The organism is Streptosporangium sp. CA-115845, from assembly GCF_050943795.1.
GTDB lineage: Bacteria > Actinomycetota > Actinomycetes > Streptosporangiales > Streptosporangiaceae > Streptosporangium.
Genome location: NZ_CP191988.1, coordinates 7,995,330 through 8,010,759 on the forward strand (window position 1 = coordinate 7,995,330; position 15,430 = coordinate 8,010,759).

Sequence of the window (15,430 nt, forward strand, 5' to 3'; positions counted from 1 at the left end):
TGTAGAAATGCTTGGATTAGGACAACCGTAAGGGGGGGATAGTTGCCCCTGTTATTGAGTTTCTTCGGTATGACCATCATGGTGCTGACCAAACTCGACCCCACCGACCTGGCGTTCCTGTTCGGCCCCCATCTGGTGGAGACCGGCGAACCACAACTGGTCGTGAAGCTTCTCACCAGTAAGGCCGCGGAGGGAGAACTGCTGATCCAGCGTCCCGACGGGATGTTGCTGCAGCGTCGCGTGTTCCGAGGATGGAGCACCATGCCGCCACCGCTTCCTCCGTTCGCCGTACTCGACCACCTCTACCTGGTGATGCGTGCCGTCGTCATGGCCAAGGACGACGTGACGGTCGCGCTGATCGGCAGTGCCTGCTCGCCCGGCGCCGGCGTGGCGGCCGCACTGGCCGGCCGGTCCTGGCGGCCGGTGTCGGGGCAACTCCTCGTGGTCGACCGGACCACCGGGCACACGCGCCCCTTCCACATCCCGCTGGACCTGCGCGGCAGCGCCCTGGAGTCGGCGAGGAGCGGCGGGCTGATCGGCCAGGAGCCGGACCCGGCGACCTGGCGGCAGGCTCATCCCGCACTGGCCGGGGAGTCCGTTCTGCTCCGCCCCGAGCGGCTGGGCCCGCCCGTCCCGATCACCGCCAGGCTCGCCCCGCCCACGCTGGTCAGGCTCTGCCAGGGAGACGACGACCGCTGCAGGCTTGAGCCCTGGTCGTTCCAGCCGCACATCTGGCCGCCGGCCGCCACCGAACTGGCCGACGCGCCCCGCTACCGGCTGCTCATGCCGGAGTTCGGCGGCGCGGAGGAGGCCGCGGCGCTCATCGACGACAGGATCAAAAAGGAGCCCCCATGCCCCGGCGGACCGCGTACGGCCCGGGAACACCGTGCTGGGTTGATCACATCACTGTCGACCTGACCGGCGCGAAACAGTTCTACGGTGACCTCTTCGGCTGGGAGTTCACCAGGGAGAACAGTCGTGGCTACCACCTGATCACATTGCGCGGAGAGATCATCGGCGGCCTCGGTCCCAGCCCGATGGGCCCAGCCTTCGGCTCGTCCTGGAACGTCTACCTGGCTGCCAAGGACCTCGGCCGCACTCGGGCGGAGGTCGGGCGCCTGGGCGGCCGGATCGTGATGGGCCCGGTGCCCGCGGGCGAGAACGGCCGCCTCTGCCTGGCGGTCGACCCCTCAGGTGCGGCGGTCGGCTTCTGGGAGGGCGGCAGGGACGAGGGCGTGGTCCTGGTGGACGAGCCCGGCGCCCTGTGCGCCTGCGAGCTGCACACCTCCCGCCAGGAGGCGGCGACGGAGTTCTACCGGAGCCTGTACGGCGACGCGCCCTTGGTGATCCGCCCCTCCGCCAGGACCGGCTGGGTGCCGTTCTTCGGCGCCGGCGCCGGCGACGGTGCCGGTGACGGCGACGGTGCCAGTGCCGGTGCCAGTGCCGGTGACGCTGCCGGTGACGGCGCCGGTGACGCTGCCGTCGCGGCGGCCCTGGCGGCCGGGGCCCGCCCGCTGGAAAGCGGCCTGCTCGCCGACCCGCTGGGCGCGGTCTTCGGCCTCACCAACCTGAATTAATCCATAAATGCGTATAAATACGTATTAACAATATTAACCCCGCTTTGCGAGGATTCAACGGTTAGCGGTTTTCCTGCGGGAGGGGTGTTCCATGGCGCCTGACGTGGTGGTTATAGGCGGGGGCCCGGCGGGAGCGATCTCCTCGGCGCTGCTGGCCCGGGCCGGCGCCCGGGTGCGCCTGCTGGAACGGGACTTCTTCCCCCGGTACCACATCGGCGAGTCGATCTCCTCTTCCTGCCGGGCCATCATCGACCTCGTCGGAGCCCGGGAGAAGGTCGAGGCCCGCGGCTACCAGGTCAAGGAGGGCCTGCTGCTCCGCTGGGGCGCGGAGCGCGACTGGACGATCAACTGGCCGGACCTCTTCGGCGACCACGTTCGATCCTGGCAGGTGGACCGCGCAGACTTCGACGACGTCCTGCTCAAGCACGCCGCCGAGCAGGGCGTGGAGGTGGTCCACGGGGCCCGCGTGAAGAAGGTCGGCTTCGACGACGGCCGCGCCGTGGGCGTGGAATGGGTACACGAGGGGCACCGCAAGGAGACCGCGGCCGACTTCGTGGTGGACGCCTCCGGCCGCGCCGGCGTGCTCTCCGCACAGCACTTCCGCGACCGGCGGCCGCACGACGTCTTCCGCAACGTCGCCATCTGGGCCTACTACCGGGGCGGCGCCCTGCTGCCCAGCACTCCCAGGGGCGGCATCAACGTGATCTCCTCCCCCAACGGCTGGTACTGGGTCATCCCGCTCAGCGGCGACGTCTACAGCGTGGGCTTCGTCACCCACAAGGACCAGTTCCTGGCCCGCAGGTCCGCTTTCTCCTCGCTGGAGGAGATGTTCCTGACCCTGGTCGCGGAGTCGGAGACGGTGGCGGAACTGGTGGCGAGCGGCGACTTCCAGGGCGAGGTCCGCGTCGAGCAGGACTTCTCCTACTCGGCCGACAGCTTCTGCGGCCCCGGCTACTTCCTGGCGGGCGACTCCGCCTGCTTCCTGGACCCGCTGCTCTCCACCGGCGTGCACCTGGCCATGTACAGCGGCATGCTGGCGGCCGCGACCGTCCTGTCCGCACACGCGGGGGAGGTCACCGAGCGCGAGGCGCTGGGATTCTACGAGTCCCACTACCGCAACGCCTACGGCCGGATGTTCTCCATGGTCGCCGGCTTCTACGAGCAGTACCGGGGCAGGAACAGCTACTTCTGGCTGGCGCAGCGCCTGGCCAGAGGCCAGTATCCGGAGCTGATGAGGAAGCGCGCCGGCGGCGGCCAGGCACCCCCCGACGGCGCCTTCGCCTCGATCACCGCGGGCCTGACCGACCTGGACGACGCCACCCGCGTCGGCGGTGCGGCCCCGCTGGACGCGATGGTGCTGGCCGGCGAGCTGACTGCGGGCCAGAACCACGAGAACACCACCGGCGCCGGGAGCACGACCGCCAGGCTGTACCTGGTCACCGAGCCGAGGCTGGGCATCGGACGGTCCACCGAGCCGGTGTCACCGCACTGATCAGCGGCCGATCAGGGGCCGGTCACAGTCCGAGGGCGGCGGCCAGCTGGTGCCGCCCTCGGATACCGAGCTTGCGGTAGATGCGGCCCAGGTGAGTGTCGATGGTGCGCTTGCTCAGGCAGAGCCGCTCGGCGACCTCCATGCTGCTCATGCCCTGCCGTACCAGCTCGACGACCCGCTGCTCGGCGGGGGTGAGCAGGATCTGGGCCTGCGGCGGCGGCGCGTCCGGCGCGTGCTCCGGGCTCGCCGACGGTTCGGCGGCGATCGTACGGGCCGCGGTGTGCTCGCCCAGCGCGTTGTACGCCTTGGCGGCGTGCGCGCGCCAGGGCAGGCAGGCGGGGTTGGTGATGCCCCGGGCGGAGAGCCGGTGCCCGCAGTCGAGGAACAGGCTCAGCGCGGTGACGTGGTCGCCCGCCGCCGCCGCGATCAGTCCCTGAACCTCCAGGATCAGGCTCTTGATCAGCGGATGGGCGTCCGCGGGTATCGTCATCTCACGTACCAGCTCCGCGGCGTCCTGCGCGCGGCCCATCCGGATCAGGGCACGCGCGCCACAGGCGCGCGCCGCCGTGGTCAGCACCCGCGCGCCGATCCGCTCGGCCCCCTCCCGCGCGTCGAGCGCGTCCCGCAGGCTGTCGGCCGAGTCGCCCCGCCGGTGACCGATATCGGCCCGCAGGAGCAGCCCGAGCGTGTGCAGATCCGGCTGGTCCCAGGTGCGGGCGTCCTGCAGGATCCTGCCGCACACGGCCAGCGCCTCCTCCGGGTGCCCCGTCCAGCCGAACGCCAGCGCGGCGCCCACCAGCCCGGTTCCCGCGGGCCGATCCCGGCGGGAGCGTTCCCGGGTGGCCCGCGTCGCCAGCCGCCTGGCGGTGCCCGGGTATCGCCCGCTCGCCGCGACCATCGCCGCCAGCGCGCCGGCGAGCTCCTTCGCGGCCGAGTCCGGCACGCCCGAGGAGGCCATCCGCACCGACCTGCGCAACCCGGCGCGGTACCCGGACAGCACGCCCTGCGCGGTCAGCCGGAGCAGCGGCTCCCTCGGCGGGTCCGCCATGGCCGCCAGCTCGTGGGCCACGGTGACGAACGGCCGGACCCCCACCGTGCTGGCGACCAGCGCGGGGCTGGCCAGGTTCAGCAGCGACCTGGCCCGCCTGGCGGGGTCGGGCGCGGTGCTGACCAGTGTCTCCGCGTGCCGGACGCAGGCGTCCAGGTCGTGACGGAGCTCGACCGTGCCGAGCTGCAGGGTCAGCTCGTGAATGGTGGCCGGATCGTCGGAGCAGGCCAGCGCGCGGCGCAGGTAACGGGTCGCGTCGTCGTACTCGCGGGCCGCGACCGCTTCGGTGGCCGCCCTGCGCAGCACCGGAACGCCCCAGTCGGAATCGGTGAGCATCAGGTGCTCGGCGGTCTGGGCGGCCGGCGCGCCCAGCCTGGCCAGCAGCGCGGCCCCGCGTTCGTGCAGGCCGATCCGGGTCTGGTTGTCGATGCGCGACAGTACGGCCGTGCGGATCAGGGGGTTGTGGAACCGCACGGGCGGCCCCGCCGTGATGAGACCCGCCTGAGCGAGGGCCCGGCGGGCCTGCCGGATCTGCGGCTCGCCCTGACTCAGCAGGATCGCCGCCACGGTGACGTCGGTGTCCGGTCCCATGACGGCGAGCTGGGTGAGCAGTTCGTAGGCCACCGGGTCGTGGTCGTGCAGCCATTCGAGCACGGTGGTGGACAGGGCCGCCGTGCCGATCTCCAGCACCTGGTCGGGGTCGGGCTCGCCCGGACTGATCCTGGCCTGCCGCATCCGGCTGGTCAGCTGGCGCAGCACCAGCGGGTTCCCCTGCGAGAGCGTGTGACAGAGCGCGGCCAGCTCCACATCGGGCGGCGCACCCAGCGCCTCGGCGACGAAGTCGGCCGTGCAGGTGGCGCAGAACGGTCTGAGCTGGACGAACCGCGCGTACGGCAGCTTGGCCAGATCCGCGCCAAGACCGGCCGGGGGGCTGCCGGGCAGCGTGGCGATCATCATCACCGGCAGGTCGTCCAGGCGGCGCGCGATGTAGGAGAACCATCGCAGCGACGGCGTGTCGGCGAAGGACAGGTCGTCGATCGCGATGACCACCGGCTGCTCCGCGACCAGGTCGCGGGTCATGTGGAACAGGCTGATCAGCAGGTCCTGGGTGGCGGCGCCGTCGTCGTCGGCGGCGCGGTCGAACTGCCCGCGGGGCCGCTCGCCGGCGGACATCACCGGGTCGAAGAGCTGGCGGACCATACCGTAGGCGAAATGGCTCTCGCTCGGATGACAGCGTGCCCGCAGCACCAGACTGCGCGGGGGAAGCATTTCAGTCATGGCGCCGAGCAGGGAACTCTTGCCCATTCCGTTTCCGCCCAGGATCGCCGCGACGGTAGGGCGGCCGGCCCGTAGTTCGTCGAGAGCCTCTCGGAAGACAGCCAGTTCTCTGTCTCTGTGAAGAAGCGGTGCCATGCCTCATCGTCCCATTCTCCCGATACGGATCTCAACGGGTTCGGTGCCCGTCTTTCTCGGCGATACCGGTTCAGGAGTGGGCCACGGGCGCCGATCCCGGGCGTCCGGCGCGGTGATACCGAGGCGAATACGTCGGCGCCCTAAGTATCGGCCGCGCGATGCGTACGATTTTTTGCGCATTCACCATCCGGGTCCCCCCGTGTTTAAATCCGCACTGAAGAGGGTTGTCGAGAGCTTGTTATAAAAAGGCGGATGCTGATGGAGAGTCCACGACTAAAGGCCCATTTCCATGTCGAGGTCGTGGACGGATCCCGGGTCTTCCTGTTCGCCGAGGGGAAGGACTTCCTGGTGCCGGGGAAGGCCGCCGTGGCGGTGCTCCCCTACCTCGACGGCCGCAGGAGTGTGAGTGAGATCGTCCAGGAGCTGTCCGGGAGCGTTCCATTCACCACGGTGCTGACCACGCTGCGCCGCTACGAGGCGGCGGGGCACCTCGCGGAGGGCAGGCCGGACCTGCCGGAGAAGGTGCTGGCCTACTGGGACGCGCTGGGCATCGATCCGGCGGCCGTCACGAAGGGCACGCCGGTCACCGTCGCGGCCGCCGAGGGGGTGGACGCCACACCGGTCCTGGCCGCGCTGACCGAGCTGGGGCTGAAGGTGCTCACCGGCGCGATCGACGAGGTGCCCGCCGAGGGGGTCTCGGTCGTGCTCGTGGACGACTACCTCGACCCGGCCCTGGAGCGCCGCAACGCCTCGCAGCTGGCATCCGGGCTCCCCTGGCTGCTGGCCAAACCGGGCGGCGTCAGCCCGTGGCTCGGCCCCTTCCTCGATCCCGACCACACGGGCTGCTGGTCGTGCCTGGCGCAACGGCTCAGCGGCAACCGCCAGCTGGAGCGCTACCTGGCGGGGAAGCGGGGAGAGCGGACGCCGTTCCACCCGGTGCGCGCGCAGATCGCGGCCGGACCGCTGGCGCTGGCCGGGATGCTGGCGGCCGAGGTCGCCAGGATCGTGGCGACCGGCGAGCCGGGTGCGCTCTGCGGTCAGCTGGTCGCCCTCGACCTGGCGACCATGGAGACCAGCAGGCACATCCTGATCCGCCAGCCGCAGTGTCCCTCGTGCGGCACGCCGTCCGACGGCAACCCCAAGATCGTGCTCGCCCCGCGGCAGGCCAACCACGTCACCGACGGCGGTTACCGGGTCGACCGGCCACAGGAGACGTTCGCGCGGCTGGAGCGGCACATCAGCCCGCACCTGGGCGCGATCACCAAGCTGGTCTCGATCGGTGCCGACCCCAGCGGCCTGACCTACAGCTACGCCGCCGGCCACAACTTCGCCATGGTCAACGACAGCATGGACCTGCTCCGCCGCAACCTGCGCGGGCAGAGCGGCGGCAAGGGGCGCTCGGAGATCCAGGCGAAGGTCAGCGCGGTCTGCGAGGCGATCGAACGGTACTCGGGGGTCTGGCGGGGGGACGAGGTGGTCGTCCAGGCCGCCTACGCCGACCTGGATCCGGCGACCACGGTGCACCCCGACCGGTTGCTGCTCTTCTCCGACGAGCAGCGGGCCGGGCGCAAGGAGTGGAACGCCGACCCGGCGCACCGGCTGCAGCAGGTGCCCGACCCGTTCGAGGAGAACGTGCCGTTCGACTGGTCCCGGGCCTGGTCGCTGACCCGCGACGAGGAACGGCTGGTCCCCGCCGCCTACGCCTGGTACGGCCACCCCGACCTCTACCGCCACTTCTTCTGCATCGCCGACTCCAACGGCAGCGCGGCGGGCAACACCCTGGAGGAGGCCATCCTGCAGGGCATCTGCGAGCTGGTCGAGCGCGACTCCGTGGCGCTGTGGTGGTACAACCGGCTGCGCCGCCCCGCCTTCGACCTCGACTCGCTGAACGACCCCTACGTGGGCGAGCTGCGGGACTTCTACGGGGCCATGGACCGTGACCTGTGGATGCTCGACCTCACCACCGACGTGGGCATCCCGGTGTACGCCGCGGTCTCCCGGCGTCGCCACGAGGTGGAGGACATCATGGTCGGCTTCGGCTGCCACCCCGATCCGCGCATCGCGGCGTTCCGCGCGCTCACCGAGCTCAACCAGTTCCTGCCGACCGTGGAACGGCGTGACGAGCAGGGCAACACGCTCTACCGGGTGGACGACCCGGAGATGCTGGCCTGGTGCAAGGAGGCCAGGCTGGAGGGGGAGCCCTGGCTGCTGCCGGCGGAGGACCTCGCGCCGGTCACCGTCGGCCCGCCTGCCCCCACCGACCTGGCCGTGTGCGTGCGCCGATGCGTGGACTCGATCGAGGCGGCGGGATCCGAAGTGATCGTCCTCGACCAGACCCGTCCCGACCTGGACCTGAACGTCGTCAAGGTGATGGCGCCCGGCCTGCGGCACTTCTGGCGCCGCCTGGCACCCGGCCGCCTCTACGACGCACCGGTACGGCTCGGCTGGCTCGACCGGCCGACCCCCCAGGACGAGATCAACTCCTGGAACGTGTTCTTCTAAGCGAACGGTCCCCCCATGAACCCCATCATCGTCTCCCGGCTGCGCCGGGACGCGTCGTTCTCCGGTGAGCGCATCCAACTGACCAGCACGGCTCTCGAACTGAGGAACCTGTCACCGGGACAGGGCGCGGCCCTGAAGCTGCTGGCCGAGGGCGACCACGATGACGCCGCCCTGGCAGGCGCGGTGACCACGGCGGACGGCGAGGCGGGACTGCTCCGCTGGCACCTGCTGTTCCGCGGGCTGAACACCTCCGGGCTGCTCGAACACGCCGCGGCGGTGGACGGCACCGTGGTGGCCAGGCTCTTCTCCGTCGGCCGGGGCCCGACGCTGCCGGCGGCGGCTCCCGCGGGCCCGGTACGGCTGTCGCGCTTCGCCGAGGCGCGGGTGGTGAACGGCACGCTGACCCTGCAGACCCCCGGCCGTCACCTGGCCGTCGAGCTGATGCCGCAGGCCGCCGGGCTGCTCGGCGAGCTGGCGACCTGGAGCACCTCCGTGCCCGCCCCGGTGCTGCGGCTGCTGGCCACGGCCGGCCTGCTGGCGCCGGGCGGTCCCGATGAGGACGTGGAGGTGGCCGAGCGCCCCTACGCCCAGTGGCACCCCGCCGACCTGGCCTTCCACTCCCGTACCCGCTTCCCCGCCTCGGTCGGCGGATACGGCGGGACCTATCCCATCAAGGACCGCTTCGCACCGGAACCGGTCTCCCCGCCGCCCGCCGGTACCCGGACCGTCGCGCTGCCGGTGCCCGACCTGAAAAAGATCGCGGCCGGGGATCCGTCGCTCACCGAGGTGCTCGAACGGCGCCGCTCGATCCGCGCCCACGGCCAGGAGAGGCCGATCACCCTCGCCCAGCTCGGCGAGCTGCTCTACCGGAGCCTGCGCAGGCGGGGCACCATGACCGGCGGCGACGGCCAGGAACTGGCCGACCGGCCGTATCCGAGCGGCGGTGCCGTACACGAGCTGGAGGTCTACCCGCTGGTGACGGCGTGCGAGGGACTGGCGCCCGGCCTGTGGCACTACGCGACCGACCGGCACGAGCTGGAGCTCGTCGCCGAGCCGGGCAAGGCCACCGAGGCGCTGGTCGGCCAGGCTCGGGGCGCCGCCATGCTGGAGGCGGATCCACAGGTGGTGCTGCTGGTGGCGGCCCGGTTCGGCCGGGTGATGTGGAAGTACGAGACCGTCGCCTACCCGCTGGTCCTCAAACACGTGGGCGTGCTCTACCAGACCCTCTACCTGGTGGCCACCGCGATGGACCTGGCCGTGTGCGGCCTGGGCGGCGGGGACGCCGCGGCCTTCGCCACCGCCTCGGGACGCGACCCGCTGCTTGAGGGCACGGTCGGGGAACTCGTACTCGGCTCCCGGCCCCGGACGGAGGAGTAGACCGCGATGAGGTTCCGCTATCAGGCGCTGCAACGGATGCGCGAACCCGACGAGCTGGACTCCCCCACCCTGCTGGCCACCCCCCGGGGCTGGATCGCGGTCTTCGTCGTGATGATCGTGATGACGGGCGGGCTGGTCTGGGCGTTCGTCGGCGAGTTGCGCATCTCGGTCGCCGCCCCGGGTGTCCTCACCCACCCGGGCGGTACGGCCCGCATCCAGAGTCACTACTCGGGGCTGGCCCGCCGCGTGCTGGTCCGGCCGGGCGACCGGGTGATCGTCGGCCAGTCCGTCGCCGAGCTGCAGGACGCCGACGGCAAGACCCAGGAGGTGGCCAGCCCGTTCACCGGCCAGGTGGTCGGCATCACGGTCAGCGACGGCCAGGTGGTCGCCGTCGGCACCACGGTCGCCACGGTCGAGCGGACCGACCTGCCCGACGACCGCCTGGTCGCCATGGTGTTCGTACCCGCCGACCGGGCGGCGTGGATCGCCCCCGGCCGCCCGGTCGACCTGGAGGTGTCCACCGCGCCCGCCGCGGCCTTCGGACTGCTGCGCGGCCGGGTCACCTCGGTCAGCCGCTACCCCCTGACCGGTGAGGCGCTGGCCGGGCTGGTGGGCGGCGAGCTGGCCGCCAGGAGATACGCCGCGGTCCAGGCCCCCCTGATGATCATCGTGGACCTGATCCCCGACCGGAGCTCGCATTCGGGATACACCTGGTCGACCGCGCAGGGACCGCCCGTGCAGCTCGACTCCCAGGTGACCGTGTCGGCCTCCATCCATCTGGGCGAGCAGACGCCGTTCGACCTGGTACTCGGGCGCTGAGCGGAGGAGGCACCGATGACGAACACGACATTGAACCCCGCGGAATCCGCCAGGCCCGCACCCAGGAAGCAGCCACGCCCCCCGCGCCCCCGCAGGAAGAGCCGCCACCGGGTGCCGACCGTGATCCAGATGGAGTCGGTCGAGTGCGGTGCGGCCGCGCTGGCGATGGTCCTGGGCCACTACGGCAAGCACGTGCCGCTTGAGGAGCTGCGGGGCCGGTGCGGGGTGTCCAGGGACGGGTCCAAGGCATCCTCGATGCTCGCGGCGGCCCGCTCCTACGGAATGATCGCCAAGGGGTTCCAGGTCGAGGCCGAGCTGCTCCGCGACCAGAGCGGGCCGGTGATCATTTTCTGGGCGTTCCAGCACTTCATCGTGGTCGAGGGACTGGTGACCCGGTTCGGCCGCACCATGGTCGCGGTCAACGACCCGTCGTCGGGTCCGCGGCTGATGGAGTGGTCGGAGTTCGACTCCGGCTTCACCGGGATCATGCTGACCTTCGAACCCGGCCCCGATTTCACGCCGGGGGGCGAACGCGCCAAGCTCAGCAAGGCGCTGCTCCAGTGGCGGCTGCCGTCCGGACGCGCCCTGCCGCTGGTGCTGCTGGCCAGCGCGCTGCTGCTGCTGCCCGGCATCGCCGGCCCCGCCTACTACCGGGTGTTCATCGACCGGGTGCTGAGCGGCAACTCCCCTGACATCCTGCCACCGCTGCTGATCGTCATGGTGTTCACCGCGGCGGCCATCTTCGTGCTGACCTCGGTGCAGCAGTACTACCTGCTGCGGCTGGAGATCAGGGTCGGGCTGGTCGGCTCCGCCCGCTTCTTCCGTCACCTGCTCCGGCTGCCCATCGAGTTCTTCCTGCAACGCCGACCGGCCGAGGTCGCCAAGCGGATCTCCACCAACGACACGGTGGCCGAGATCCTCTCCCGCGACCTCGCGCTGACAGTGATCAACATGGTCCTGGTGACGTTCTACGCCGCCCTGCTGGTCCGCTACGACGTGCTGCTCGGCGTCATCGGCGTCGGCATGGCGGCGCTGAACATCCTGGTGCTGCGCTGGGTCGCCCGGGCCCGCAAGGACGCGGTCACCGCACTCCGCACCGACCGTGGCAACCTCACCGGCACCACCTTCGCCACGCTCAGCATGATCGAGACGGTCAAGGCCACCGGCGCGGAGCCCGACGCCTTCACCCGCTGGGCGGGTTTCCTGGCCAAGGTCGTCTCCGCGCAGCAGCGGCTCGGCGTGCCCACCGCGGTGCTGGTCGTCGTCCCGCCCCTGCTGGCCACGGTGAACACCGGCCTGATGCTGCTGATCGGCGGGCTGCGGGTGGTGGAGGGCGTGCTCAGCATCGGCATCCTGATCTCCTTCCAGACCCTGCTGGCCGCGCTGAGCAGGCCGGTCACCCAGCTCACCAACCTCGGCGGCCGCCTGCAGGACCTCAGCGCCGACGCCAAGCGCATCCACGACGTGGAGCGGCACCCGATCGCCCGCTGCTTCGAGCGCGCCGGCGGCGAGACGGAACTCGGCACCCGCCTGGAGGGCCGCCTGGAGTTGCGGGAGGTCACCTTCGGGTACGGCCCGCTGAGCGATCCGGTCATCAAGAACCTCTCGCTGAGCATGACACCGGGCAGCCGGGTCGCGATCGTGGGCGGTTCCGGCAGCGGCAAATCCACCCTGGGCCGCCTGCTGACCGGCCTGTACGAACCACGCGCCGGCCAGATCCTGCTCGACGGCCACCCGCTGGACGAGATCCCGCGCACCGTGCTCGCCGGCTCGATGGCCTACGTCGACCAGGACATCGTGCTGTTCGCCGGGACCGTACGCGACAACCTGACCCTGTGGGACGAGGCGGTCCCCGACGAGGTGGTACTCGACGCGCTCCGCGACGCCGCCGTCTACGACGCCGTGCTGGCCCGTCCCGGCGGGATCAACTCGTTCGTCCGCGAGGACGGCCGCAACTTCAGCGGTGGCCAGCGGCAGCGGCTCGAACTGGCCCGCGCCCTGGCCGCCGAGCCGACCCTGCTGATCCTCGACGAGGCCACCAGCGCCCTGGACCCGGAGACGGAGCACGTCATCATGGACAACCTGCGCCGCCGCGGCTGCGCCTGCCTGCTGATGGCCCACCGGCTGTCCACCATCCGCGACGCCGACGAGATCATCGTCCTGGACCATGGCGAGGTCGCCGAGCGCGGCATCCACGAGGAGCTGCTCGCCGCCGACGGCATCTACACCCGGCTGTTCAACACCGGAGGAGGACTGTGAGCCCCGCTGCTCTCGCCGGGATCGCCATCCCGCTGGACCTCGGCACCGAGCGGTTCACGATCCTCGACAACCCCGGGCGGATGCTGCTGGTCGAGTCGGGCCTGGTGGACCTGTTCGCGGTCCGGACCGCCGACGGCGAGCTGGACGGCCGCTGGAACTTCCTGGGCCGGGCCGAGGCGGGCACGGTGCTGGCCTGCGGGGTGCGGTCGGGGCCGCGCCACGTGGTCGTGGCCCGCCCGGTGCCCGGCGCCGTGCTCGCCGACGTCCCGGTCGCGGTGCTGCACGACCTGCCCGCCGAGGCCGCCGCCTGGCTGGTCAAGGGGCTCGGCCGCGGCATCGAACTGCTGGCCCGGGCGCTGCCCGCGCCCCTGCCGCCCCGCCAGTTCGTCCCGCTGCCCGTCAGCGGGACGGCCGAGCTGGACGCGGGCCGTGCCGTGCGATCGGTCGACGGCGTGCGCTGCGTGCGCGTCGAGGCGGGTGACGTGGAGGTCGGCGGCAACGATCTGGTGCTCGGCGCGGGCAGCGACGTCTGCCTGACCGAAAGGGACTGGCTCGTCGCTCGCACCAGGACCCGGCTGCGGACCCGCTCGCTGCACTCGGTCTTCGACGAGGGCCTGCTCTGCGAGTTCCTCGCCGCCCACGCCGTCCGGCTGCTCGACACCGTCGACGAACGCATCGAACGGCGACGCGAGGAGGAGCGCACCGCCCTGACCGGCCTGCGGGAACGCGAGAGCACCGTGCTGACGCAGGCCGTACGGAGCTTCGACGCCGTGCTGCGGGACACCGAGGTCCAGGTGAAACTGGCCGACGTGGCCAACGATCCGCCCGCGCTGGCCGCGGCCCGGCTGGTGGCGGCGCACCAGGGGTTCGAGGTCCGGCCGCCGGTGCGGCGCGGCAGCCAGGACCGCCCGGTGGGCGACCTGCAGGCGATAGCGCTGGCCTCCGGCGTCAGGACCCGGCTCGTACGGCTGGACGGCCCGTGGTGGACGCAGGACCTGGGCCCCATGGTGGGCAGCAACTCCGCGGGCCGCCCGGTGGCGCTGCTGACCATGGGCCGCGGCTACGTCATGGTGGACGACGGCGTGCTCACCCCGGTCACCGCGGCCGTCGCCCGCAACCTGGAGAACCGGGCGCACGTGCTGTACCGGCCGCTGCCCGCCTCGATCAAGACCGTCGGCGCGCTGCTGCGCCTGGGGCTCCTCGACAGCGGCAACTACCGTGACCTGCTGCGGTTCGCCACCATGGGGGTGCTGGTCGCGCTGCTCGGACTGCTCGTCCCGATCATGACGGGCAAGGTGCTCGGCGTGTTCACGGTCCGGGCCGAACTCGACCTCATCGTGCAGGGCTCCCTGGTGGTGATCGGTTCCGGGTTCGTGATCGCGGCCCTGTCGGTGGTGCAGAACATCGCGGTGCTGCGGGTCGAGAGCCGCACCACCTCGGCCCTGCAGTCGGGCCTGTGGACCCGGCTGCTCTCCCTGCCCGCCGGGTTCTTCGCTCGCTACTCCACCGGTGAGCTGGGCACCACGGTGCTGGGCATCAGCTCGGCGCAGGAGATGCTCTCCGGGATGCTGACCACGGCCACGCTGGGGCTGCTCACCGGATCGGCCAACCTGGTCCTGGTCTACTTCTACGATGTGCGCCTGGCCCTGGTCGCCACCGGGCTCATGCTGTTCGGGCTCGGGTTCGCCATCGTCGCGGGGCGGATGCAGCTCCGCTGGCAGCGGCAGTCCTACGAGCACGAGCGGACCATGTCGGCCCGGGTCTTCCAGATGCTCACCGCGATGCCGAAGCTGCGGGCCGCCGCCGCCGAGGAACGGGCGTTCGCCGAGTGGACGCGCGAGGTCACCAGGGGTCGCTCGCTGACCGCCTCGGCCCGTCGCATCCAGAACGCGGTGACCACGTTCAACGCCGGATTCCCGCTGGTCTGCACCGGGGTCGTGTTCGCGGTGGTGGCGGGACCGATGGCGGGCCAGATCTCGGTCGCCACCTTCCTGCCGTTCTTCACCGCGCTCAGCCTGCTGCTGGCCTCCAGCCTCCAGTTCACCGCCGCCGCCGTCACCGCGATGGGCGTCGTGCCGATGATGGAGAACATCAAGCCGATCCTGGAGGCCCGGCCGGAGACCGACGGCACCAAGGCCGACCCCGGCGACCTGTCCGGACGGCTCGCGCTCAGCCAGGTGTCGTTCCGCTACGGCCAGGACGGTCCGCTGACCCTGGACGGGGTCGCCCTGTCGATCGAGCCCGGCGAGTTCGTGGCCCTGGTCGGCCCCTCGGGCAGCGGCAAGTCCACGGTGCTGCGGCTGCTGCTCGGCTTCGAGATTCCGCTGTCGGGCACCGTGCTCTACGACGGCCAGGACCTCGCCGAACTCGACGTCTCCGCCGTCCGCCGCCAGTGCGGGGTGGTGCTGCAGAACGGCGCGCTGCAGGCGGGCAGCATCCAGGCCAACATCGTCGGCAGCGGCGTCCACACGGTGGACGACGCCTGGGCGGCGGCCGAGATGGCCGGGCTCGCCGACGACATCAGGGCCATGCCGATGGGCATGCACACCGTGCTCTCCGAGGGCACCAGCACGTTGTCGGGCGGCCAGCGGCAGCGTCTCATGATCGCTCGGGCGCTGGTCGCCCGGCCCCGCATCGTCTTCTTTGACGAGGCCACCAGCGCGCTGGACAATCCCTCCCAGAGCCGGGTCGCCGAGAGCACCCGCCGGCTCAACGCCACCCGGGTGGTGATCGCCCACCGGCTCTCCACGGTGGTGGCCGCCGACCGCATCGTGGTCGTGGACGAGGGGCGGATCGTCCAGCAGGGCACCTACGACGAACTACTGGCCATGCAGGACGGCCTGTTCGCCCAGCTGGCCACCCGTCAGCTCTCCTGAGTGCGCCGTGATCTCGGCCGGGTCCTCCCCCGGCGCGGTCGTCCGCGTCCGGGGGCGCCCCGTCCCC

9 protein-coding genes are annotated in these 15,430 nt (G+C 71.5%); 8 read left to right on the plus strand and 1 reads right to left on the minus strand.

All coding sequences use genetic code 11. The annotated features are described in order from the left end of the window. The first annotated feature begins 69 nt into the window (after positions 1–69). The 3 genes from ACQP0P_RS38290 (at position 70) to ACQP0P_RS38300 (ending at position 3,069) form a co-directional block, all read left to right on the plus strand. Positions 70–918, plus strand: a complete 849-nt coding sequence (locus ACQP0P_RS38290) for a hypothetical protein (protein ID WP_433365143.1) — start codon at positions 70–72, stop codon at positions 916–918. After that, positions 852–1,577, plus strand: coding sequence for a VOC family protein (locus ACQP0P_RS38295; RefSeq protein ID WP_433365146.1), 726 nt, complete (start codon positions 852–854; stop codon positions 1,575–1,577). The genes ACQP0P_RS38290 and ACQP0P_RS38295 overlap by 67 nt, the downstream gene beginning before the upstream one ends. 91 nt (positions 1,578–1,668) lie before the next feature. Then, positions 1,669–3,069, plus strand: coding sequence for an NAD(P)/FAD-dependent oxidoreductase (locus tag ACQP0P_RS38300; RefSeq protein WP_433365149.1), 1,401 nt, complete (start codon positions 1,669–1,671; stop codon positions 3,067–3,069). A 22-nt stretch (positions 3,070–3,091) separates the two neighbouring features. On the opposite strand, the gene ACQP0P_RS38305 is transcribed toward ACQP0P_RS38300, so the two are convergent. Further along, positions 3,092–5,530: an ATP-binding protein gene (locus ACQP0P_RS38305; RefSeq protein ID WP_433365152.1), complete on the minus strand. Its 2,439-nt coding sequence runs from the start codon at positions 5,528–5,530 to the stop codon at positions 3,092–3,094. A gap of 252 nt (positions 5,531–5,782) precedes the next feature. Here ACQP0P_RS38305 and ACQP0P_RS38310 point away from each other — a divergent pair, with 252 nt between their 5' ends. The 5 genes from ACQP0P_RS38310 to ACQP0P_RS38330 are packed head-to-tail and all read left to right on the plus strand — an operon-like array spanning position 5,783 to position 15,363. Next, positions 5,783–8,032, plus strand: coding sequence for a TOMM precursor leader peptide-binding protein (locus ACQP0P_RS38310; RefSeq protein ID WP_433365155.1), 2,250 nt, complete (start codon positions 5,783–5,785; stop codon positions 8,030–8,032). A 15-nt stretch (positions 8,033–8,047) separates the two neighbouring features. After that, the gene (locus ACQP0P_RS38315; RefSeq protein ID WP_433365158.1) at positions 8,048–9,409 is read left to right on the plus strand and encodes a SagB family peptide dehydrogenase; all 1,362 of its coding nucleotides are present in this window, start codon (positions 8,048–8,050) and stop codon (positions 9,407–9,409) included. Between the two features lie 6 nt (positions 9,410–9,415). After that, positions 9,416–10,228: an HlyD family efflux transporter periplasmic adaptor subunit gene (locus tag ACQP0P_RS38320; RefSeq protein WP_433365161.1), complete on the plus strand. Its 813-nt coding sequence runs from the start codon at positions 9,416–9,418 to the stop codon at positions 10,226–10,228. Between the two features lie 15 nt (positions 10,229–10,243). Then, the gene (locus ACQP0P_RS38325; RefSeq protein WP_433365164.1) at positions 10,244–12,487 is read left to right on the plus strand and encodes an NHLP family bacteriocin export ABC transporter peptidase/permease/ATPase subunit; all 2,244 of its coding nucleotides are present in this window, start codon (positions 10,244–10,246) and stop codon (positions 12,485–12,487) included. Then, positions 12,484–15,363 carry an NHLP bacteriocin export ABC transporter permease/ATPase subunit gene (locus ACQP0P_RS38330; protein WP_433365167.1) on the plus strand — a complete coding sequence of 960 codons (2,880 nt, stop codon included), beginning with the start codon at positions 12,484–12,486 and terminating at the stop codon, positions 15,361–15,363. The genes ACQP0P_RS38325 and ACQP0P_RS38330 overlap by 4 nt, the downstream gene beginning before the upstream one ends. Positions 15,364–15,430 lie beyond the last annotated feature (67 nt).